At 46.9% G+C, this 23,572-nt stretch carries 16 protein-coding genes; 10 read left to right on the top strand and 6 right to left on the bottom strand.

Annotated features, from left to right (window positions below; all coding sequences use genetic code 11):
• The 7 genes from COT43_07205 to COT43_07175 all read left to right on the top strand — a co-directional run.
• On the top strand, positions 1–1,033 hold a 1,033-nt coding region (locus COT43_07205), incomplete at its 5' end, for a hypothetical protein (protein ID PIS28160.1).
• Entirely contained in the window at positions 1,030–1,557 is a 528-nt protein-coding gene (locus COT43_07200) for a hypothetical protein (protein ID PIS28159.1), read from the top strand. The genes COT43_07205 and COT43_07200, both read left to right, overlap by 4 nt.
• Positions 1,557–4,232, top strand: a complete 2,676-nt coding sequence (locus COT43_07195; protein PIS28158.1) for a valine--tRNA ligase — start codon at positions 1,557–1,559, stop codon at positions 4,230–4,232. The genes COT43_07200 and COT43_07195 overlap by 1 nt, the downstream gene beginning before the upstream one ends.
• A gap of 1,304 nt (positions 4,233–5,536) precedes the next feature.
• A complete protein-coding gene (locus COT43_07190) occupies positions 5,537–7,792 on the top strand; it encodes a DNA helicase RecG (protein ID PIS28157.1) in 2,256 nt (751 codons plus the stop codon).
• Between the two features lie 8 nt (positions 7,793–7,800).
• Positions 7,801–8,106 carry a DUF1844 domain-containing protein gene (locus COT43_07185; GenBank protein PIS28156.1) on the top strand — a complete coding sequence of 102 codons (306 nt, stop codon included), beginning with the start codon at positions 7,801–7,803 and terminating at the stop codon, positions 8,104–8,106.
• A gap of 32 nt (positions 8,107–8,138) precedes the next feature.
• Complete coding sequence (locus COT43_07180; protein ID PIS28155.1) at positions 8,139–11,027, top strand: hypothetical protein; 2,889 nt, start codon at positions 8,139–8,141, stop codon at positions 11,025–11,027.
• 57 nt (positions 11,028–11,084) lie between these two features.
• On the top strand, positions 11,085–12,095 hold the full coding sequence (locus COT43_07175) for a hypothetical protein (protein PIS28161.1): 1,011 nt from the start codon (positions 11,085–11,087) through the stop codon (positions 12,093–12,095).
• A gap of 6 nt (positions 12,096–12,101) precedes the next feature.
• Here COT43_07175 and COT43_07170 read toward each other — a convergent pair whose 3' ends face one another.
• On the bottom strand, positions 12,102–12,944 hold the full coding sequence (locus tag COT43_07170) for a hypothetical protein (protein PIS28154.1): 843 nt from the start codon (positions 12,942–12,944) through the stop codon (positions 12,102–12,104).
• Positions 12,945–13,132: 188 nt separating this feature from the next.
• Here COT43_07170 and COT43_07165 point away from each other — a divergent pair, with 188 nt between their 5' ends.
• Positions 13,133–14,596 (top strand): hypothetical protein, encoded by a 1,464-nt coding sequence (locus COT43_07165; GenBank protein PIS28153.1) that lies wholly within the window; start codon positions 13,133–13,135, stop codon positions 14,594–14,596.
• Positions 14,597–14,761: 165 nt separating this feature from the next.
• On the opposite strand, the gene COT43_07160 is transcribed toward COT43_07165, so the two are convergent.
• The 3 genes from COT43_07160 to COT43_07150 form a co-directional block, all read right to left on the bottom strand.
• Positions 14,762–16,123 carry a hypothetical protein gene (locus tag COT43_07160; protein ID PIS28152.1) on the bottom strand — a complete coding sequence of 454 codons (1,362 nt, stop codon included), beginning with the start codon at positions 16,121–16,123 and terminating at the stop codon, positions 14,762–14,764.
• Between the two features lie 125 nt (positions 16,124–16,248).
• Positions 16,249–17,934 (bottom strand): radical SAM protein, encoded by a 1,686-nt coding sequence (locus COT43_07155; protein PIS28151.1) that lies wholly within the window; start codon positions 17,932–17,934, stop codon positions 16,249–16,251.
• Between the two features lie 13 nt (positions 17,935–17,947).
• Positions 17,948–18,217 (bottom strand): hypothetical protein, encoded by a 270-nt coding sequence (locus COT43_07150; protein ID PIS28150.1) that lies wholly within the window; start codon positions 18,215–18,217, stop codon positions 17,948–17,950.
• A gap of 84 nt (positions 18,218–18,301) precedes the next feature.
• Between COT43_07150 and COT43_07145 the strand changes: the two genes are divergently transcribed.
• Positions 18,302–18,895: a hypothetical protein gene (locus tag COT43_07145; protein ID PIS28149.1), complete on the top strand. Its 594-nt coding sequence runs from the start codon at positions 18,302–18,304 to the stop codon at positions 18,893–18,895.
• On the opposite strand, the gene COT43_07140 is transcribed toward COT43_07145, so the two are convergent.
• Both COT43_07140 and COT43_07135 read right to left on the bottom strand, forming a co-directional pair.
• Positions 18,880–20,181, bottom strand: a complete 1,302-nt coding sequence (locus COT43_07140) for a thymidine phosphorylase (protein ID PIS28148.1) — start codon at positions 20,179–20,181, stop codon at positions 18,880–18,882. The two genes, COT43_07145 and COT43_07140, sit on opposite strands and share 16 nt — an antisense overlap.
• 88 nt (positions 20,182–20,269) lie before the next feature.
• The gene (locus COT43_07135) at positions 20,270–21,781 is read right to left on the bottom strand and encodes a YjgP/YjgQ family permease (protein PIS28147.1); all 1,512 of its coding nucleotides are present in this window, start codon (positions 21,779–21,781) and stop codon (positions 20,270–20,272) included.
• A 60-nt stretch (positions 21,782–21,841) separates the two neighbouring features.
• On the opposite strand from COT43_07135, the gene COT43_07130 reads away from it, so the two are divergent.
• A complete protein-coding gene (locus COT43_07130; GenBank protein PIS28146.1) occupies positions 21,842–23,572 on the top strand; it encodes a hypothetical protein in 1,731 nt (576 codons plus the stop codon).

The following is a 23,572-nucleotide window of genomic DNA, read 5'->3' as shown; positions in this document are numbered from 1 at the left end:
ATCGACCCAAAATTCCAATCAATACGGTAATCTTTTCGATTCGGTTTGGTGGGCGTTCGTGACAGTTTTTACCGTCGGATACGGCGATATTGCGCCTAAATCCGTCGGTGGACGATTGATCGCCATTTTCGTCATGTTTTCAGGAATATCGCTGTTATCGCTCATTACGGCGACGATATCTTCGATTTTTGTCTCAAAGAAAATTAGGGAGGACCAAGGTTTGGAATCAATTAAATATGAAAATCACATCGTCGTTTGCGGCTGGAACAACCGCGCGGAATCGATTGTCGATACCTTCATAACGCTTTCCCGGAAAAAAATTCCAAAGATGATTTTGGTCAACGAACTTCCGGAGGATCGCGTTAATGCCGTACTGGACAAATTTCGCAAGTATTCCGTCAAGTTCGTCCGCGGCGACTACACGCGGGCGGCGACATTGGAACGTGCGAATATCAAAGCCGCTAAAATCGCCATTTTACTGCCGAATCTTGCACAGTTATCGCCGACGGATGCCGACGAACAGACAGTTCTCGCGACGCTGACGATCAGATCCATGTCGTCCAAACTCAAGATCATCGCCTTTATCATGAACCGTGAGAATGAGGCGCATGTCAAGCGCGCTCGTGCCGACGATGTGATCATCAGTGATCAATACGCAGATTTTATCGTTGCGAGTAACATCATTGAACCCGGATTGACCAATATTTTGGGAGGGATTCTTAGTCCGACGAGCAAAAACATGATTGTGACCATGCCGATTCCGGCAAGATTTCATGGAAAAAAATACAAGGACGTGTTTGATTATTTCCACAGTCAACATCACGTCTTGGCCATCGGACTTCTTGCTCAAGTGGAATCGATTGGCTTGTCGGATTTTCTGTCGTCCGATTCGTCGCATTTAGACGCATTCATCGAAAAGAAATTGAAAGAAGCGGGAAAGACACTGGGCGAGGAGAATAAGGTCGTCGTAAATCTTAATCCCGACGACGAGTACGTAATTCAGGAAAACGAAAAAGCGATAGTCATCCAATGATGAAGAAAAACTATAATCAAATCGGCGCAAAGACTCTTTTGTATTATGAAATCTTCGGCGGATTGACCGAAGATCAGGTTCACCATTTTTGCACTGTCACCAAAATGGTAGAATTCAAGAATGGAGACGTGATTTTGCAAGAAGGAACGCCCGGACATTCGATCCTGATTTTGCTGGACGGGAAGGTCGAAATTTCGCAGGCGCTTACACTGAAAACCAGTGCGGTGCAAACGGATACGCGTGAAAAAAGCATTCTCGCACTATCAAGTGACCAGTATCCGTTTTTCGGCGAAATGAGTCTTTTTAGCGATGACGATCGACGCACCGCAACCGTCAAAGCGCTTTCTGACTGCGTTCTGGGCAGAATCGCCAAAGAGGATTTTTTTTCAATCTGTCACACGCAACCCGAAATCGGTTTTCAGGTTATGCAAAACATTGCCCACGTTTTGAGCCGTCGTCTCAAGCAGGCAAATCAAAATGTTTTAAAACTTACGACGGCATTTAGTTTAATGATCGAAAGTTAATTGAGGAAATCTTGGCTGCGTCTTTAGAAAAAACATACAGTCCATCTGATGTTGAATCGCGTTGGTACGATTACTGGATGGAAAAGAAATATTTTCATGCGAATTCTGAAACCGATAAACTGCCGTACGTTATTGTCATCCCGCCACCGAACGTAACGGGAATCCTGACGATGGGGCATGTTCTGAACAATACGCTTCAGGATATTTTGGTGCGTCATGCGCGGATGCAGGGATTTGAAACGCTTTGGTTGCCCGGTACTGATCACGCGGGAATCGCCACGCAAAACGTCGTCGAGAAAAACCTGAAAAAGCAAGGGGAGACGCGGTTCGATTATGGCCGTGAGGAATTTGTCAAAATCGTCTGGGATTGGGCGCTAAAACACAAGTCGATCATCATCAACCAGCTGAAAAAAATCGGTTGTTCATTGGACTGGGAACGGGAACGCTTCACATTTGACGAAGGACTTTCGCACGCGGTCCGGAAAGTATTCGTTCATCTTTATCAAAAAGGATTGATTTATCGCGGGAGGCGCATTATCAATTGGTGTCCGGCGTCGCGGACGGCGCTTTCTGATGAAGAGGTGATTCACAAAGAAACGCAGGGACATCTCTGGTACTTTAAATATCTGCTCGAGGACAAATCCGGCTTTATCGTCGTCGCGACGACACGCCCGGAAACGATGCTCGGCGATACTGCCGTTGCCGTGAATCCAAAAGATAAACATTACGTGAATCTCGTTGGGAAAAATGTCGTTCTTCCGATTCAAAATCGGATTATTCCGATCATCGCAGACGATTTTGTCGATCCGACGTTTGGAACCGGTGCGGTGAAAGTGACTCCTGCGCACGATCCGAACGATTTTGAGATTGGTGCGCGTCACGGTTTGGCGCAGATCAATGTGATGAATCCCGACGCGACGATGAATGACGCCGCGGGCGAACTCGTGGTTGGCAAAGACCGTTTCGAGGCAAGAAAATTCGTCGTAGCGGAAATGGAACGGCTGGGTTTGCTCCAAAAGGTCGAAAATTATTTGCACAGTGTTGGCTATTCCGAACGCGCAGGCGTCATGATTGAGCCGTATCTCTCCGAACAATGGTTTGTCAAAATGGCGCCGCTCGCAGAACCTGCGCTAAAAGTTGTGGAAGAGCGACAGATACACTTTCACCCGGAACGCTGGTATAAAACCTATTCACACTGGATGAGCAACGTCCGCGATTGGTGCATTTCCCGCCAACTGTGGTGGGGACATCGCATTCCTGTTTTTTATTGTGACGAATGCGGTTGGATGGATGCGCTGATTGAAGATCCTGAGAAATGCCCGAAGTGTGGTGGAAAAGTCCGGCAGGATACCGATGTCCTCGATACATGGTTCAGTTCGTGGCTCTGGCCGTTTTCGACGATGGGCTGGCCGGATGAAACGCGCGACCTGAAAGCATTTTTCCCGACCAACGATCTCGTAACCGCACCGGACATCATCTTTTTTTGGGTAGCGCGAATGATTATGGCAAGTCTCGAATTCCGGAGCGAAGTTCCGTTCAAAGACGTCTATTTCACTGGCATTATTCGCGACATTCAGGGCAGAAAAATGAGCAAGTCACTGGGCAATTCGCCCGATCCGATCGATCTCGTGAATCGCTTTGGCGCAGATGCGCTGAGATTCGGCGTCATGCTGATTGCGCCGCAAGGGCAGGACATTTTATTTTCCGAAGAGCGTCTCGAAGTTGGGCGAAATTTTATGAACAAAATCTGGAACGCATCACGTTTCATTCTCATGAATCTCGACGACGAAACTATTCTGAATGAACCGTTCGATCCGAATCGCCTGAATCTGGAACTTGCCGATAAGTGGATTTTAAATCGCCTCAATCATACGATTCGAAGTGTGGACAAAAATTTGAAAAAGTACCGGTTCGACGAAGTTGCCCGAAATATTTATGATTTCGTCTGGAGTGATTTCTGCGATTGGTACATCGAGCTCATCAAAGACCGGCTGTATAAAAAATCTCTCGAAGAAAAACGCACGGCACTGACCGTCGCGGCTTATGTCCTGAAAAATTTTCTAAAACTTCTGCATCCATATGCGCCATTCATCACGGAAGAGATTTATCAAAAGATCAAAGCCGCAGATGAGCCGGATATCATCGTTTCGTCATGGCCAAAGGCGAAAACAGCCACGCAGGCGAAAGCGATTGACGAAACTTTTGCGATTATGCAAGAAGTTGTCACGGCGTTGAGGACCGCACGAAGCGAGATGAATATTCCGCCGTCTGCCGCGCTCCATCTGGTGGTCAGAGGAACGGATGCTCAGATTCCAGTCAAACTTCTGAACGATCCGATGATCGCAGGGTATATTCGGAATCTGGTCAAAGCAAGCGATATTCAGGTTTCAGAAAAACTTGAGAGACCACATCCTTCGTCGGCAGTCATTATTCATGGCGCCGAATTTTTTATTCCTCTCGAAGGCTTGATCGATATTTCCGGTGAAAAAACGCGCCTTGAAAAGGAAATTTCACGCTTGGAAGGACAATTGAAAGCCAGTTATTCCAAACTCTCAAATCCTTCTTTCATCGCAAAAGCGCCGAAGGAAGTCGTTGTAAAAGAGCGCGAAAAGGAAGCGTTCAATAAAGAACAATTGGTCAAATTGAAAGCAAGTCTCGCCGCGTTGAGCGATTGATCGGCGGCCGGACTTTTTACTCATTCAACATTCATCAGGGGGGAACGTATGAAAAATCTGATGCGAACTTCCGTTTTATTGCTGATCGTGTTCGGTTTGGCGATGGCGATTTATGCCGCGTCGTCTGTAAAATCCACGCAGGTAACCGTTTATAACGACAATTTGGGACTGATTCTCCAGATCCGCACACTCGATATTCTCAAAGGCGAATCGGAAGTTCGGATCGAGGGAATTCCAGCGCTCGTCGATCCGACGTCGGTGCACATCACCTTTCCCGGCAAAGATGACGCCATCACGGTTCTCGAACAGAATTTCCTGTACGATTTGGTCAACTCGGACAAAATTTTCGAGAAATATATCGGCGAAACGATTTCGTACAAAACCAAATCCGGTGAGCAGACTAATGGAAAATTGCTACAATATGATGGTGGAAATCTCGTTCTGCAACTTCCGACCGGCGGCATCAAGATCGCTTCGGTCGAGAATATTGCCGATTACGATTTTCCTGCTCTGCCGTCCGGCCTGATCCTGAAGCCGACTCTGCAGTGGCTTCTGTCATCTAAAATTGGCGCTCAAGTTGAGTCGGAGATTAGTTATCTGACAGCCGGGATGAGTTGGCACGCGGAATATTTAATGGTGTTGGACAAGAATGACAAGGATTTCACACTCAATTCGTGGGTTTCGCTCGATAACCAATCCGGTACAACCTACGAAAATGCCAAAATGAAAATTGTCGCCGGTAATATTAACCGTGTTAGAAGAAGACCTTCTCCTAAGGTCAGCGCATATGTCGGCGCTGAAGCGGTAACCGCTTCAGCCCCTTTTGAAGAACGCGGATTGTTTGATTATCACCTGTACGAACTCCAGCGTCCTGTGACGATCAAAGACCGGGAGATTAAACAGATCGCGTTGTTCGATGAAGTGGCGGCAAGCACACAAAAATTGTATATGTTTAAAAATTCTGCAATAAGCGAATCGGAATCGCCGCTTGAAGTTCACTTAAAATTTGTCAACTCGGCGGAAAATCATCTTGGAATTCCGCTTCCAGAAGGCGTTTTTCGTATCTTTAAAAAGGATGTGGACAATACGCTTCAACTGGTCGGTGAGGATAAGATCAACCATACTGCCAAAGACGATACGCTGGATTTGGTCGTCGGTAAGGCGTTCGATGTTAAAGGTAAGAAAATCATCGTAGATCGTCAGAAAACCGGAGAACGTTCGGAAGTGATTTCCGTTAAAATCGATATTACGAATAAACGGACAGAATCGGCTTACGTTGAGATTCAGGAAGTAATGAATAACGATTGGTTCGTAAAAAGCGCCTCACATTCATATCAGAAAAAAAGCGATCGTCTGCTAATTTTTCCACTGAGTGTTCCCGCCGAAAAAAGTGTGACTGTCAAGTACACATATCAAAGAAGTTGGTAGTCGGTCGGGAGCCAGATTTGCCGGAAACGAGCGTTCCAAAACCTTATATCAAACCCGATACGCCGATTACGTATGTCAAGGGCGTCGGTCCCAAGCGAGTGGAAGCGCTGGCGGCGGTCGGCATTCGTACGTTTACCGATCTCATCTACTATTTTCCGCGTCGTTATTTAGACCGAAGTACGATCACAAAAATCAGCCAATTGAAAGTCGGCGAACCGGCGACAATAGTCGGCGAAGTGACGACGCAGAGATTGGTGAAAACGGCACGGCGCAGTTTTTATGAAGTTTTCATTAAAGACGATTCCGGTCTGATGTCATGTATCTGGTTCAACGGCGTGAAATATATCCAAAACGTTTTCAGAGCCGGCGATCTGGTGGCTCTGCATAGCCGCGTCGAATTTTATAACGGACCGCGTTTTGTTCATCCTGACTATGATCGGCTGGAAACCGCCGAATGGGATTCGACGCTACACACGGCGCGCATCATTCCGCTTTATCCGACGACTGCCGAACTGAAAAAAGTCGCGCTGGACAGTCGCGGATTCCGGCGGCTTTTACGTCCCATCGTAGATGAATTCGAGTGGGCATTTGACGAAATTCTGCCGTTTCAAACAATATCACGCCTCAAACTCCTGAGCATCAACGAAGGATTTCGGCAGATTCATTTTCCGGAAACGCTTGAAGTTCTTGAAAAGTCGCAAGTCAGGTTCAAGTTCGAGGAATTATTCTATCTTGAATTGATGCTCGGCGTGAACAAAGCGGGAATCAAGGCGAGCCGAAAAGCGTTTCAATATCCAAGTGCCGGACCGCTGATTAAACAGGTTTACGAGAAAATCCCGTTTGCGTTGACCGTTGCGCAGAAGCGTGTGGTTCACGAAATCTGGGACGATATGAAATCGTCCGAAGTTATGAATCGCCTGCTTCAGGGCGATGTCGGCTCGGGAAAGACGATCGTCGCTTTGCTTTGCGCCAGCATCGCAATCGGCAACGGTTTTCAGGTTGCGTTCATGGCGCCGACGGAAATTCTCGCCGAACAGCATTACCGAAATCTCAAAATCTTCGCGGAATTGGTCGGAATCGATATTTGTCTGCTCATTGGTGGGCAAAAGAAAGCCGAGCGGGACGACATTCTGCAATCTATTCAAACCGGAAAGGCTCAACTCATTGTCGGGACGCACGCGCTGATTCAGGAAGGCGTGGAATTCAAAAAACTGTCGCTGGTTATCATTGATGAACAACATCGGTTTGGCGTTTTGCAGAGAGGAACTCTGATCAGCAAAGGGTTGAATCCGGACGTTTTGGTAATGACGGCGACGCCGATTCCACGAACGCTTAGCATGACGTTGTACGGCGACATGGATGTTTCGATTCTGGACGAGATGCCGTCGCAAAAGGGAAAAATCGTGACGAAACTCGTCAATGAAGATCGCATTTCAGAGGCTTATTATCTCATACGCGAACAGGTTAAAAGAGGCTATCAAGCGTACATCGTTTACCCGCTCATCGAGGAATCGGAAAAGATCGATCTGAAAGCCGCGACACAGGGATTTGAATACTTGAAGAGAAGCGTTTTTCCCGAGTTGAAACTCGCTTTACTGCACGGCGGAATGTCTTCGGCTGAAAAGGACGACATCATGCGGCAATTCATTGCCGGAACCGTGAACATTCTGGTGAGTACAACCGTGATTGAAGTTGGGATGGACAATCCAAAAGCGACGGTGATGCTCGTTGAAAATGCCGAACGGTTCGGACTGACGCAAATCCATCAACTGCGCGGAAGGATTGGCAGAGGGAAAACAGACGGCGTTTGTATTCTTGTCGAACGTAAACGCACAGACATTTCGCAAAGGCGTCTGCAGACGATTCTCGCGACGACCGACGGCTTTGAAATATCGGAGGAAGACCTTAAATTACGCGGGCCCGGCGAATTCTATGGCGCGCGCCAGCACGGGTTTCCCAAAATGAAAATTGCCGATTTGATAACTGATAAGGAACTGCTGAAAGTGGCGCGGAATGAAGCATTCGATTTGCTGAAATCCGATCCTCATCTCAGAAAGCAGGAAAACGCGCGGGTGCGGAATCACCTGCTGACTAATTATTCTGAATATATGGGCTTTGTAAATATTTTATAGAGGTCGTAATGGCGAACGAAAAAATGGATAAAAACCAGATGCTTTTTGCGGGATTGCTCCAATCGCTGGTAGCGAGTGGCTGGATTTATCTTGGCAAACGGCAAAATACGGCGACTGCAAAGGTCGAGGTTAATCTGGATGAAGCCTCTTTTACGATAGACATGATCGAAATGCTAAAGGAAAAAACGCGCGGCAACCTGACCGATGCCGAAACACAGGTTTTGGAACGTTCACTGTCCGAGCTGAAAATGAATTTTGTTGAAGAAAAACTAAAAACAGAGAAAAATAAACCTGAATCTCCGTCTGAAACGTGAACTGAAAATACATGGAAAGTCAAAGGGAAAACATGAACTATTTCAAAGAAAATAAGGAAAAGACGATTCTGGCGATTCTGACATTTCTGTTCAGCTTTATCGTCTATTTGGATACAATTTCGCCGACAGTTTCCTTCTGGGATTGCGGCGAATTTATCGCAACGTCGTTCACGCTTGCCGTTCCGCATCCTCCGGGCAGTCCGCTGTATCTTCTGATTGGGCGGTTTTTTTCGATGATACCGTTCAGTTCCGACATCGCATTTCGGGTAAACATGATTTCGCCGATCGTCAGCGCTTTAGCCGTCATGTTTCTTTTTCTCATCATTGTGCAATTGTTAAAAAGCTGGGGAAATCCGCAACAGCCGCTTCATAAAATAGCCGTTTATGCGGGCGCTTTCGTTGGCGCGATGACATTCGCCTATTCCGACAGCCATTGGTTTAATGCGGTCGAAGCGGAAGTTTACGCGTTTTCTACTTTTTTAACCGCGATTGTCGTCTGGCTCACGCTGGTCTGGGAGGAAAAATCCGACAAGCCGAGACATGAACGCTATTTGCTCATCATTGCATATATTATCGGTTTGGCGACGGGTATTCACTTGCTGAATCTGCTGACGATTTTCTTTATCGCGCTGATCATTTATTTCAAAAAGACGAAAATCTCTTCCATCTGGTGGTTGATCGCCGACATCATCATCGGCGTAGCAGTCGCTGGGTTGATTTTTCTGTTTTTCCTTCAATTTCGCCGCGTTACGTTTACCGTGCAGGCGATGTTAACGCTTGCGGTGGTTCTCGGTATATATATTCCACTTTATCGGAAAACGATCAATCTGCGCCTGAAAGAACACGCGCAGAATGTTCTGATGGCTTTCGCGGCGTCAGCCGTTTTTCTGGTTATCAACGGGGGCGTTATCCGCGGCTTGCCGACCGTTGCGGACAAATACGGCTTGAGCGTCATGGTTCTGGCGATTCTTGCCGTTTTCGGCGTCACGGGTTGGGCGATCGCGAAAAAGCACAATCTGTTATCGCTCGGACTCATATGTCTGACGCTGATCATCATCGGATATTCGTCCTACATGACGATCTTCATCCGGAGTGCTCAGAATCCGCGAATTGACGAGAACGATCCCGAAACGACGCATCAAGCGGTCGCCTATCTGGAACGCGAGCAATATGGCGAACGGTCGTTCACGGATATTTTTAATCGAGCGAAATGGAAACCGGAAGCCGAAAGCAAATACAAAAGGCCCGGCGTTTCGCAAAGCCTTGCCACGTGGAAATACTTCTGGAATTACCAAATCAATTATATGTACGTTCGCTATTTCAATTGGCAATTCATTGGCAGAAGTATCGATAAAGTCGATCCGTTCCAATTTTTCCTGCCGTTTCCGTTTCTCATTGGACTTTACGGGCTGATGGTTCATTTCGGGAAGGACAAGAACAAAGCATTGTCTGTGATGGCGCTATTCTTATTTACCGGCTTGATGATCGTTCTCTATTTGAATCAGGACGATCCGCAACCGAGAGAGCGTGACTATTCATATGTCGGCTCGTTCTTCGCATTTGCCATCTGGATCGGCATCGGCGCATCGGTTATCATCAGTCATCTCACCAAACTGAAAAACGAAAAACTGCGGAAACCGTTAACGTATGTCGCGACCATTCTTCTGCTTCTTGCTCTGCCGTTGAATGTTCTTCGCGCCAATTATCATGAACATTCCCGGAAAGGGAATTATGTCGCGTGGGACTATTCATACAATATTCTCCAGACGTGTGAAAAAGATGGCGTCATCTTTACCAACGGCGACAACGACACTTTTCCGCTGTGGTATCTTCAGGAAGTCGAAGGCATTCGGCGCGATGTGAAAGTCGTCAATCTCAGCCTCCTCAACACACCGTGGTACATCAAACAACTACGCGATATTGAACCGAAGCTCTCTCTGGGCGGTATGACCGATGCAGATATCGACAATCTGGGCATCATTCCATGGAAGAAGACCGAAGTTAGATTAACGCCGCCGCCGAACAGCGCGCTTCCGCCGCTGAAGTGGGAACTCGAACCGACAATCATGGGACAAGGACTGCGCGTTCAGGATATCATGATCATGCAACTCCTCGAAGCGAACCAATGGAAGAGGCCTTTTTATTATGCCGTTACTGTTTCTCAAGATAATAAATTGAACATGGATCCATTTCTACAGATGGAAGGGTTGGCGTTCCGCATTCATCCGCAACCGGTCAAGCGTATCAACGCCGAAAAATTGGAATACAACCTCAACCACGTCTATCGCTACCGGAATCTCAACAATCCGAAAGTATATTTTGACGATAACGTTGTCAAACTCGTCGGCAACTACAGGAGCGGTTTTTTCCAATTGGCAGTTGAAAAATTATACAGTAGCGATCGCATGATGCGGAGAAGCGCCAGCGATCGGGACAATGTTTCGCCTCAAGTAACGAAGAACAAGGCAGAATTAGCTGCGATTCTGGATTCAATGGAAGTCAAATTACCGGAAAGCGTTCTGCCGATTGGCAATAAGGAAGTTTTTTTGCAGGTCGGGATGCTCTATTTTGAAGGTGGAAGAGAGGAAGAACTCATTCGCCGCCTTCATGAACTGATGGGTATGCCCGGGCAGACGATTCAGGATAAAATCCGTTACGCCAGCGTTTTTATTTCTCCGTTAAAGAATTATCAAGCGGCGCTGGAAATTTTGGAACCGTTGGAAAGCCAGAACAAAAATAGTCCGGAAATCGCCGGTCTACTCGTTAAGGCTTATGAAGAAATGGAAAATATTGATGGCGCCATCCGGGTTTTAGGTGATTGGTTGAAAGCGCATCCCGATGATCATGGCGCCGCGGCGATGAAAAGCACTTACGAGTCGAAGAAGGCAACATCCAAATCCGCCAAGCCGATCGGTAAATAAGGATAAGCGATTAGTTTAGTAAATTTGACAACATCCAAACCACTTGTTTCCGTCGTCATTCCGCATTACAACGGAGAGGATATTCTTCGGGATTGTCTAACATCGCTTGTCCATTCGACCGATATGCCTTTGGAAATCATTCTCGTAGATAACGCTTCTTCAGATAAAAGCGTTGAAGTGGTTCGCAGGGAATTCCCTGAAGTTCAAATTCTCGCTCTCGATAAAAATCATGGTTTTGCGGGCGGATGCAACGCAGGAATCCGTCAGGCATCTGCGGAATTTGTTTTAATTTTGAACAACGATACGATTCATCAAGCGGGATGGATCGAAGCCATGCTTCAGCAAATCCAGTCGTCGCCGGAGATCGCCGTCGTCCAGCCGAAACTTCTTTCGTACCAAAATCGTCGGTTATTCGATTATTCCGGAGCCGCCGGAGGCGAGATGGACATGTTAGGGTTTCCGTTTGCCCGCGGGCGAATGTTCGAGACGATCGAACCGGATGACGGACAATATGATTCCGGATCGAACTGTATTTTCTGGGCGTCTGGGACTGCGTTTTTAGCGAGACGACAGGTTCTGATCGACGCCGGTTTATTTGACGAAACATTCTTTGTGCATATGGAAGAAATCGATCTCGAGTGGCGCTTACAATTGATGGGATACTCAGTGGTTGTAGAACCCAAAGCCGTTGTCTGGCATCGTTCCGGCTATACGCTCGGCGCCGATTCGCCATTTAAAAAATATCTTAATCATCGGAATAGCCTGCTGATGTTTCTCTCGAATTTCAGGCTTCCGCTGACGCTTTATCTGACTCCGCTACGAATCGCCCTCGACGATATAGCGCTGGTTTTCTCGCTGATAAAAGGCGATTTCGGGCGAGCGTGGGCGATTCTCAAAGCGCACGGCTGGATTCTTGCGCATCCCGGAGCCATTTACAGGAAACGAAAAATCGTCGCTTCGATCCGCCGAAAAGGCGACGGCGAAATATTACAGAGACTGTATCGCGGTTCATCCGCGCTAAGTTATTATCTATTGGGGAAAAAGACCTACGCCGCGCTGAAGTGTTAACGGCAACTATTTCTCGTTAGGAACTTTTTGGTAGGCATCTTTGTTGTCTGGGTCGAGCGCTATTAGCCGATCGATCTGTTCGGCAGTTCCATAATCTTTCAGCATTTTGATCAAATCTCGTGCATGAGCATCCAGGAAAATATGCGTGTAACGTTCGCGGGCATTTTCCTCAAACATCGCTGTAAGATTTTTCAGAAAACGATCGATAGCCGGTGAAATTTCTTCCATTTTTTCCTGATCAATTAAATCGACGATCATCCAATAACTGTATTTACTCAGACGATAGTTCCTGACTCGGAGAAGTTCGTCTAAATCCGTTAAACGGTCTTTCCAGCCCCACGTTTTGTCGGAAGCCTGCGCGCGGGTGGCTACGTCTCTGGCTTTTTCGTAAGCGTTATTTCCGCCGAGCGGCTCGTAGGTGTCGAGTTCGGCGGCGATCATCATCCATGCATAGAAATCCAGAACGCTCAGCAGGGAATGCGCCATTTCGATGTGCCCGATCGGATCGTTTGTGTTGTAAACGAATTTGAACGATTTTTCGAAGAATCGGTTATCGGCGACTTCGTTGGAAATGAATATCTGAGCCGTGAAAATACGTTCGTAGCCGCTCGAGTTGACGCTCTGCGGGAACATGCTGATTTTCAGCGGAATGTCGATGCCGTACGAATTTTCGAACCATGCAAAGTTCTTGAAATAGGCAGGCATCATCTGTTCGAGCGTTTTAAGGTCGGCTCGCTCTTTTTCCGGCATGCGATCTGTGGAAATTTCGACCGTGACATTAGTAAATTGAGGCGTCGCTTGAAGGGCGAACATCAGTATAAATAGAGCGATGAACCACGTCTTTTTCATATCGAATCCTTTCGCTTGGCGCGTTCTGGGCAGAAAATAGGCTTTTTCTCGATCGGTTTCATATCTTGCATCGCAATATAACCAATTTGAATAAAAGTTGAAAAGCTCTAACTAATATTTTAGTTGAAAATCAGCAATTTTCTGTTTATTCTTACCGCAGAATCGATAGATCATGAAATGGAGATGATATGTTTCGACGAAAAATTTACATCCGACCTGTTCAACTGTCCCGGTTTTTAACAATCGCAACGATATTTCTGCTGATTTCCAGCGAAACGGTTTTTGCGCAAAAGCGATTGACGAAAGAGCCGCGACCGTCATGGACGGAAAAAATAATACCCGGCTATTTCGTCGGCATGTCCAACAGATATTCCGATGAAGCCGAAGCGCGGACGAACGCGATCAACGACGCCAAGCGGCAGATCATCGAATCGCTGGGTGTTATCATCAACAGCGAAACGAAGGATTCCATCATCGAAAAATCCGGCAAGACGACCTCACTGGACGCTTTTACGAGTTCAAGCGTAAAGGTCATTTCCAAAGCCATCATCTCTGTTTCTCCAGAAAAAGTGTTTGTCGAGCAATGGCAGGAAGATTCGGGAAGAAAAGCGCAGATGACATTTCAGGCTTTCGTGCTTGTTCTGTTTTCCGAAGAATCTCATCGGGCATTCATGAAGGAAATGATGGATGAAACGATGAATATTAGCGGAATGCGGCTCACCGAGTCGCTCGATCTGGCGCGTGGCGGAAACGTGTTTCTCGCGATCCGGCAAATTCGGGAAGCACAGACAAATTTTACGCCGATACTTTCGCTGACCGGCCTTTCGCCGACGCTCGTTTCTCAGATCAAATCATTCAGCGAAGGTTATAAAGCGTTGGCTGACGCGATGCAGGGAAGCATTACCATCGAAGGTTCCGGCGAGAAACAACCGGTCAAACTCGGCGCGGCTCTGGAACAACCGCTAACCGTATCGGTTTTCTGGACGGAAAGCGCCAAACGTCATCCGATTCCCAATTTGCCGGTCGATTTTTCGTTAGTACAGGGGAAGGCGACGTTCACGCCGCAGGGACAAACGGACGCGTCGGGCAAGGCGATCTGTGAAGTCCGAAACATCGAATCGGCGGGGAAAATCGTCATTCAGGCGAAAGTCCGTTTCCCGGAAGAATTTAAGATCGCACAGGACACGCATACATTCAATCTTTTACCGGAAAATCGCGTCGTCGTAAAGATCATCGAAACCAACATCGGCAAACCGGTTCAGATTTCGTATCTCGAAAACGCGCTGATGGGAAAATTTACCGGCGCGGGCTTTACCGTCGTAGAAAACGGTTTGTTTCAGAAGTTGACGCCGAACGAGATTGAAACCGGTAAACCGGAAATGATCTTCGAGACGGCGAAAAACACCGGCGCTGATCTGGTGATCGTCGGAACGGTTTCTTCCGGTCAGATCAACAAAGTACAGGAAGGGTTTTATTTCGGTCGAGCGCGCGGCTCGCTGAAGGTTTTCAATATTCAGAAACAGACGGTCGTCGGGAACTATCTCGTCGAGGAGAAGAATAGCGGCAATTCGGAGGAAAACGCCGGGTCGAAAGCCATCACAAAAGTCGGCGATCTGCTGGTTCAGAAACTAATGACCGAAATGGGGTTATGAAAAGTAGCCGCGGAGATTTATGAAAAAACCAGTTTTCGATCTGTCAAATATATCCCGTCATGTTTGAGAACCTGACGAAACTAATAAGGAGAAACCCTCCTCCTTTTATCGGCGGATAGTTAACAAGGGAAGATTCCGCGATATTACTAAAACAGGATTTTTATTCTAACGATAGCCGCGAATAATTACACCACAACTGGCATCTCTGGAAACACCGACCATCAGAGCAAAATCACCTTTAAAATCAGCACGATTACACGAGATCGTTCCAGACCAGTAAAAATCATCGTTGGTACTCCAATTTTGACCATTATAATGAGCCCATGAACCATCGGCGCATAATCCCATGATGTCGTTACGATCCTGTACAATCATGCTGGTTATCGGAGCGTCTGCAATAGCAGGATCTAATTCAGATGTATTTTTTTTAAAATCATAGACCCACATTCCAGTAACTGTTTTGAAATAGGCTTTATTCTCAAACAATCCAACTCGATAAACAGAACCGTAAGTGCCTTCTGTTTGATTTGGATCATCCGTGTAATAGATAATTTGTCCATTTCCATCAATAAAATGCCATACACAACATTCGTAGGGGATTTTCAAATTATGGCCAACCACAAATACGTTTTTTCCATCCGGAGTACCTTCCACATCGACATAGCGAATAGTATTACCGGTTGGTATCCGCGAGAAAGTTTCACCATCATAATGGACAATCAGACCTTCCGAACCCACAAACCAGATATCACTCTCCGATGATCCCCAGACTCGATATAGAAATTCACCAGCCGAGTAATTTTGAATCCATATTTGTTTAGTCGTACTGCCATCATAGTAACAAATTGAACCTGGAGTGAGCCAAATGCTCGAATCTGAGAAACATTTTATTCCATTTGGTCGGCGGACTGTTCCTTCTATAAAACGTATGAGTTTCCATTCATTACCATCCCAGTGTGCACCAGAATAGGGTTCTTGCCAGACACCAGCAGAATCGTAGGTATAGGTATCCTCCAGTCGAATATCTCCCACTACCCAGACATTATTCTCGGAAATAATCTGTACATCATTTAAGCAAGTTGGATGTACCCCTATCCGATCGATTTCCCAGCGAAAATTGCTACTGGTTGTCTCGCGGGTATGAATCGTGACAATATTGCTTGAATCGATAGCCTTGTCATGTTTTAGATAATAGGCACGGAAAGAATATTCGGTTAATGGTTGAAGCCCATCGATACGCAGAACGGTATCGGAACCGATTATGCCATAAGACGGCGTGAATTCGATCTCTCCGTCGATGCTTTTTATGGAGATGTACTTTGAATTACTAGATTCAGTTAATGTTACACGTAAATCAACCCATGTGCAGAGATAATCCTCGACACTCAGGTCAATTTCATATTCCGGTTCGGTCGGACATTCCTGGCACGACATGGCGAGGACTGTGGTAAAAATAAGGAAGATCGTGAACATTGCGGTTTTGGCTTTCAAACCGTTCGTCATTTTTCCTTCACCTGTCACAACCATGGTTAAACCTACGAATGAATTCGTACAAATTCAAATTTCAAATTGGAGATTGAAAATTCGACGAGTTAGAATTAGAGCTAGTTTACCAAAACCAGTCTGGCAGAGCGAAAACTGGTTTTTAGGTTTCAACATTGCCTCCACTTTACCTCGATTTCCGCTTTTGTGAACGTTTTTCCCGACCGGATGCCGCAGATTTTCCAATCATGATTTAGAAAGGATTCAAGCAATTCCGGAGAATATTTTTCCCGAACGAGCTGATAAGCGCCGTTCTGTTTTTTACCGGTTCCGTAGAGAATTCCCGTCAGAAATAATCGCCGGATGAGCGAAACGCCTAAAAGTTTCTGGCTTTCCTTGCCGGAGACGCCCGTCGGAATGTGGATTTTATCGTCGTCGGAATCAATCTCGACCGATGGAAATCCGTCGTCGGCAAGGCTTTTTAAGAAGTTTACGATGCGGCAAATCCGGAAAAGCGTCATGGCAGAAAGCCGGTCGCAATCCGGCGTTTCAACCGGATAAAAACTGCTCCGGGAACAAAGCGTGGATTCGGGAACTTTTCCGGAATCTTGCAGCCGGTCGAAAACCAGTGTGCCGGGCACAAGGTAAAAAAGCGACGGACCGATCAGGCACGGCAAACCTGCGAGAAGAAGAATCGCGTTCAGGATTTCCGACGCTGTTTCGCCCGGAAGCCCGATGATGATGTAAGCGGTGACAGAAAGTCCGATACTGTGAGCGCTGTTGACGATTTCGATAAATTTCTTAGTTCCGAAAGGCCGCTTCAGGTTCGTCTGCATCGTTTCGCCGGGCGTCACCAACGAAACATTCAACGAGGAAAATCCCGCATGTTTCATTTTCTTCAATATTTCCGCGTCCAGATTCGATGCCGTAATACCGTTCATTGCCTGAATTGAGAGGTGAAAATCCGGAAAACGTTCGATGACGCCGTCAAGGAATTCGGTCAGCCAGCGCCGGTTTCCGCCAAAATGATCGTCTTCAAAATCGAAAGAGCGGATTCTGGTGGCGATCTTTTCACCCATTTCATCGAGAACGTTCGACGTAGAGCGAATCCGGTAGCGGTCGCCCATCGTTAGGTGGATCGAGCAGAATTCGCACCGATATGGACATCCGCGGCTGGCGATAATCATCGCGTGGCGTTTGCCGTTTATGAAATATTCCGGCGTCCCCGGCGTCTGAGCGTCAGCGAACGGAAGTGCGTTCAAATATGCGATCCATTCGACGGGATTGCGAACGATTTCGCTCCCGTTTTGCCAGACAAGATTGGGAACCGAATCAAAGTTCGGCGAATTTTTTTCCAATTCGTCCAGCAGACGTTTCGTAGCGATTTCACCTTCGCCGAAAATGACGAAATCTGCGCCGATCTGAAGATAATTTTCAGGTCGGACGGAAGCATCAGCACCGCCGATAATAATGATCGCGGAAGGTTTTCTTTCACGAATCAGTTGAATGAGTTGAAAAACCGTTTCAGAATAAGTTGTGAACATCGCGGAAATCAGGAAAATGTCGAATTCGCTGGGAATTCGCCGCGCGATTTCTTCGTCCGAAAGTCCGAAGCGGTAAAATCGTTTGTACAGCGAAAACGGCGAGGCGTCGTCGGGATGATAAAACAGCGAAACATCTTTCAGCGCGTTGGGAAGAAAAACCGGTCGCGGTTTCGCGTTCCGCAAGTCGATCAGTGTTGGATGAAATTCGCGAATCGCGGCGGCGATGGACAGCAAACCCAATGGATAGTTGCGGATCGGCGTTCCGTAAAAATCTTCGATCGGCGGCTGGATCAGGCAAACGATTTTATCCACGATGAAAACTTACTCAATCCGGTTCAAGCCGCGAAACTGATTTTTCAATAAGACGGTTGCGCCGAAAAGTATTCTGTCTTAATTTATTTTGATGATCGCCGCAACTATCCATATCGACGCCTTTTCGATGATCTCGAAAATCATCGAAAAGGCAGACCAATCTGAAGTGGTTCTGCAATTGCGGAAGGAAATTGCACGAATTGCCGCCGCAGAATTTTCCAGCCGGGACGAGCAGTCTGAAATTTAGGATCGTGCGGAAAGTATTCTGGACGATTTTATCCAACAGACCGAAAAATATAAACCCGATTCGATAACCGTGACTGCCACTGGTTATCTGATGGATTCGCAGACATTGAGGAATCTGAGGTTGTTTTTAAAAGAGCGCGGTTTCCCGCCGCCGCAAATATTGACGCCAGAAATAGAAAGCAAAATGTTCTTGCCCGTTGATCTCTTAACGAGCGAAGAAGATTTTTGTGTTATACGTCTCGGCGAAGGCGATTTTCACATCGATGCGGGGACACGGCGAAGCATTCAAATGATCCTGACGTTGCAATTGGGATTGTGTCGTATTTCCGACCAATTTTTGTGGAATTCGACGCCGGCGCCGGAAGATTTAATCGGATTGCGTCAACATATTTCGGATGAATTGGAACGTTTTCGATGGGTTTCCCGCTCGGGAAAATTTATCTGCGTCAGCGACGCGGTTATGGCGTTATGGAAGTTTGCTTATCCGGAAATGGAAAGGTCAGTTGTTCGGGAAATCTTCCTGACGCTTGCTGATGTTCAAAAGATTATTACTGAAATTTGTAAACTTTCGCCGACGGAACTCCGTCGCCGCATAAGCGATCCGAATTATCAATCGTTGTTATTGCCGACCGCGATTTTAGTTGAGCATTTGCTCAGGCACTTCGATTTGGAACGGATCCATATTCTGCCGCTTTCGATTTACAGCGTTTCGTAAACTAACGGAGGCGGAGCGATGGGGATTTCGGAAAAACCGTATGCTTCACGAATAGCTGATTCAGCGTGTTTGAACGCGTTTTCGTTGGTAGCATAGACGATCGCCAGCGGTTCTCCGACGGATACAAAATCGCCCAACTTCTTTTCGATGACGAGTCCAACTTCCGGTTGAATTACGTCCGTCAGCGTTTTTCGACCGGCGCCGAGTCCCAGCGAGATCATGCCGATCGACGTGGTTTCGATGTGAGCGATATAACCGGATTTTTCCGAAAGAACTGGCGCGGTATGTTTGGCTTTCTGGTATTTTTCAGGCTTTTCGATCAATGAAACGTCGCCGCCTTGTGCGGAGACCATCATCAAGAATTTCTCATAAGCGGATCCAGAATCAATCGCCCGGCGCAGAGTCGTTTTGGCGTTTGTCAGATCGGTTTCGAGTCCGGAAAGGATCATCATCCAGCCGGTGAGAATCAGCGTCAATTCGACAAGATCGACAGGTCCGCCGCCTTTCAGGACGTCGATGCATTCGAGCACTTCCAACCAGTTGCCGACATTTTTTCCGAGCGGTTGATTCATGTCCGTAAGCAGGGTGACGACTTTCAAGCCGAAATATTCGCCGACATTTTTCAACTGGCGGGCGAGCCGTTGTGTGTCTTCATAATTTGCCAGAAATGCTCCGTTGCCGGTTTTGACGTCAAGAACCAGTCCATCGATGCCTTCGGCGATTTTCTTACTCATGATACTTCCGCAGATGAGTGGAATGGATTTGACCGTCGAAGTCACGTCGCGCAGAGAGTACATTTTACGGTCGGCGGGAACGAGATCGGGCGTCTGACCGCCCATCGCGAGCCGGTTTTTTTTAACAAGATTCTGGAATTCGGCGCGGGAGAGATTGACGTTAAAACCGGGGATGCTTTCGAGTTTGTCCAGAGTCCCGCCGGAATGTCCGAGACTGCGCCCGGAGATCATCGGCACGACGCATCCGACGGATACGGCGAGTGGCGCCAGAATCAGCGAAACCTTGTCGCCGACTCCGCCGGTGCTGTGTTTATCGACTTTGAATTCAGTGACATCAGATAAGTCAATTACTTTGCCTGAATGAAGCATTGTATCGACGAGTGTGATCGTTTCGGCATCGGTCATTCCGATGAAATTGACCGCCATCAGCCACGCCGCCATCTGGTAATCCTGGACTGTGCCTTTGACGTAGCCACGAATAAAGTCGTCGATCTCTTCCGGTGTGTGTTCCAGTCCGTTTTTCTTTTTTTCGATAAAATCAGTAGGAATCATCTATTTCTATCTCCGTTTTTGTGGAATGTTTTTTCATATAAAAAGCATCAAACAGGGGAATTGTTTTGTACCGATAATCGAATCTTCCCTATTTTTTCCGACTGAAAAATCGGAATATTTTGCGAAAATCCATTGTTTTTTGTTCGTGCGACGTGTAATAGATCAAATAAACGCCAATAATCAGGATGAGAAGATTTGGCATCCACATCGCCCAAAACGGTGAAATGATCACCATGTCGGCGAGTTCTTCTCCGCCGATGAGAAAAACGTAATAAAGCAGGAAAAATGCAATACTTAATGTTGCGGCGACGGCGATACCGCCTTTCCGCGTCATGACTCCCAGCGGCGCGCCGATGAGGACAAACATGATACATGCGAAGGGAATCGAGAATTTCTTCTGGATTTCCACATTGTATTTGTTGATTTGTTTCTGGTAGCTAAATGCAAGTCCGGATTCGCCTTTGACTCGGTTTTTCAGGGCATTCAAATGGGCGTTTTTCTGCATCGCTACGAGCGGCGACAAAGTTTGAGAGTTTTTTACTTTTTCCGACTCGATGATCTTCTCCAAAGTTTCTATCTTAGCCGGCGCTTTACGTCCCAGTTCGCTCATGGTGAGTTTATTGATCTTGTAAAGGATTTTCTTATGTTCCTCCGAAAATTTGGCGATCTCTTTCCGCATCATGGAAATATTCATCTCGCGGTCGCCTCTTCGGGCGGTATCGCGGCGCTCCAGCATCATGTTATCAACGGGAATTGCGATTCGGTGTTTTTTGAAATCGATGCGCCGATAATCTGACATATCCTCAAGATTGAGTTCGTGGATTTGTCCAGAGAACAATGTGAAGAGGATCGTGTTGCCGTCAACGGCAAGAAACCCGCTGTCTGCATAGATTGTTGTCTGTGTATCGTACTGATTTTTGTTATAGATGGTGATTTGCCGGAGCAGTTCGCCCTTTTTTGACTTGACGTAGATCGAATAATCCGGAATATCGTCCATAAAATATCCCGGTTCGATGGTTAATCCGGGACGGAGACGGTAAATGTCTCCCGCCAAAAGTCTCGCTTTGTGATTGAAATCGGGAAGAATATTATTGCTGAAGTAGACCATGAATACGGCGACAACCGTTCCAAAGACAATTCCCGGTCCAAGAACCGTGAAAAAACTAATGCCGCTGGCGCGCATGGCGGTAATCTCGTTGTCTTCGGCAAGACGTCCATAAGCCATGAGCGATGCAACGAGAACCGCCATCGGAACTGACATGGCGATGATCCAAGCCAGATTCAAATATAGAAATTCGATCAGGACGCTGAATTGCAATCCTTTTCCGAGGAGTCTGTCAACAGATTTCAGGAGAAAATTGACCAGCAGAATGAACGTTACGACACCGATCGCGAAGAGAAACGGGAAGATCAGTTCACGGTAAATATAACGGGCGCCGATCCAAGCACCACTGAAGGCAGATATTCTTTTTACGCAGGTTCGGACGAAATTTCTCACGGATGCAAATATACAGAATCGCCGGGACTTTTTACAAATTGAATTATCGGAGGTATGTTTGCGATAAACGCGAACCGTGACAATATTTCTATTGAATATCATAGAAGACTTGCTTAAACTTTTTCAGATGGAAAACTCAAGAAAATCACAAGGAATCTCCCGATGCGACTTCAAAAGGTAACGGTTATCTGGTTAAGCGCGCTTGTGCTAATGACCTGTGCGCCGCGTAAAAGTGAAAAAAGCCCGACGATCCGGTTTTCCAATCCACGAACACTGATCGAGAAGGTTCAATCCGGCTATGTTATCGTTCCGCGCTTCAATCCCGATGCTCAGTCAATCATCTTCAATGGTCGGCTCGGCGGTGACTATTCCGACTGTATTTATCTCGTTGCCGTAAGCGGTAGCGCGCCCGAAAAATTGTACGAATCCGACGAAGACCTGTACTTTCCGTCTATGTCGCCGGATCAGAAGCAGATCGTCTTCAGCAAAGGCCTTTCGCGCCATTTGAATGTTATGAATCTGGACACAAAGGCTGTCACGGCGTTGCCGGTTTATGGAAGTTCGCCAACATTTTTAAACGACAACGAGACGATTTTATATTCCAACGTTATCGACGGGAACCTGAACCTGTTTAATGTTCCTTCCAGTGAAAACCGTGAAATCACCCAATCATATCTGACGGCGAACTCCTATCCTATTCTTATGCCTGATCAGGGTTCGGTTGCGTGGATTGAAAATATCCGTCAGGGATTGTTCCGAATCAACCAATCGCCGATAGATTCACTGTTCATCACGCGAGTTTTTCAATTTTACGCTCCGGTTTTATCCATGACTTGTTCGCCGAGCGGGCAACTTTTTTTTCTAACAAATCCCGACGGTTCGGTTTCTAGTGTCCGAACTGGCGATACGACAGCCATCAATGTCATTATCGGTGATGAAAAGTATAAAACGGCGATCCGCCATTACGCGCAATTCGTACATTGGTCACCCCAGGAGAATCGGGTGGTTTATGTCGGAGATCAGGCGGATAAAAACTCATTTCGGACGCCTTACCTGCAGACTGGAATGTTCACTGGAAGCATTACGATCGCCGATGTCGTTCTTGACGGAATCAATTCGGCGGACGTGTTTCAATCGCCGCCTGTAAAAGGAACTTATTTCTTTCCGGTGAAAAAGATCAACGAATTGCCGAGAACATTTCAGCCGATCAGCCGGAACAATCCGCCGCGAATTATCTCGGAGCCGCCGGAAAAAACGTACGACGGGGATTTGTTCCTGTATCGCATTCAGGCAGTTGAGATTGATCTTTACGATAATTTGCGCTATTCGATGGTTGCTGGTCCGTCGAACACGGAGTTGTTAGAAAAAACCGGAATGCTGATTTGGTTACCACCTGACACGGGCTATTTTCACTTTAATGTTGCAGTCACAGATAATCGCGGTGGAGAAGACAGCCAAGAATTCGATGTTCAGGTGTTGCCGACTCCGGATTGGCGACAGGTTTCGGTTTTTTCTAAGAAGCAAACGCCTGTTTCCGAATTCAGCGCCGGGATGTTTTTCGTTGATAAGGATCAGGATGGATTCTTGACGCCTGGCGAATCCTGTCAAATTCTTATCGATCTCCGGAACAATCTGCCGGAACCGGAAGAAAATGTCAAACTCCAGTTGCTGATTTCAACCGAACCGAATGAAATCGAATGGGGCGACTCGCTGGTCTATTCCCGTCTTGAAAATAATATTTGGAACCGTTTAAGCGTTCCGATTCGCGGATCGGAAAGCCTGCGCAACCGTCCGATCGTCATTCGGGGGATTCTGGAAACGCGGCGCGGAATCCGGATGTTGCCGGCAAATTTGATCATTACAGGTAAAAATCCTCGCTCAGGGAAAAAATAA

The organism is Candidatus Marinimicrobia bacterium CG08_land_8_20_14_0_20_45_22, from assembly GCA_002774355.1.
In the GTDB taxonomy this organism is placed as follows: Bacteria; Fidelibacterota; UBA2242; order UBA2242; family UBA2242; genus 0-14-0-20-45-22.
Note: the sequence above shows the minus strand (reverse complement) of the source record. Positions and strands in the feature narration are given on the sequence as shown.

Coding starts and splice junctions, on each gene's coding strand:
- COT43_07200 (PIS28159.1), top strand. CDS start 1,030: ATGATGAAGAAAAACTATAATCAAATCGGCGCAAAGACTCTTTTGTAT.
- COT43_07185 (PIS28156.1), top strand. CDS start 7,801: ATGGCGAACGAAAAAATGGATAAAAACCAGATGCTTTTTGCGGGATTG.
- COT43_07180 (PIS28155.1), top strand. CDS start 8,139: ATGAACTATTTCAAAGAAAATAAGGAAAAGACGATTCTGGCGATTCTG.
- COT43_07170 (PIS28154.1), bottom strand. CDS start 12,944: ATGAAAAAGACGTGGTTCATCGCTCTATTTATACTGATGTTCGCCCTT.
- COT43_07165 (PIS28153.1), top strand. CDS start 13,133: ATGTTTCGACGAAAAATTTACATCCGACCTGTTCAACTGTCCCGGTTT.
- COT43_07160 (PIS28152.1), bottom strand. CDS start 16,123: ATGGTTGTGACAGGTGAAGGAAAAATGACGAACGGTTTGAAAGCCAAA.
- COT43_07140 (PIS28148.1), bottom strand. CDS start 20,181: ATGATTCCTACTGATTTTATCGAAAAAAAGAAAAACGGACTGGAACAC.
- COT43_07135 (PIS28147.1), bottom strand. CDS start 21,781: ATGATATTCAATAGAAATATTGTCACGGTTCGCGTTTATCGCAAACAT.
- COT43_07130 (PIS28146.1), top strand. CDS start 21,842: ATGCGACTTCAAAAGGTAACGGTTATCTGGTTAAGCGCGCTTGTGCTA.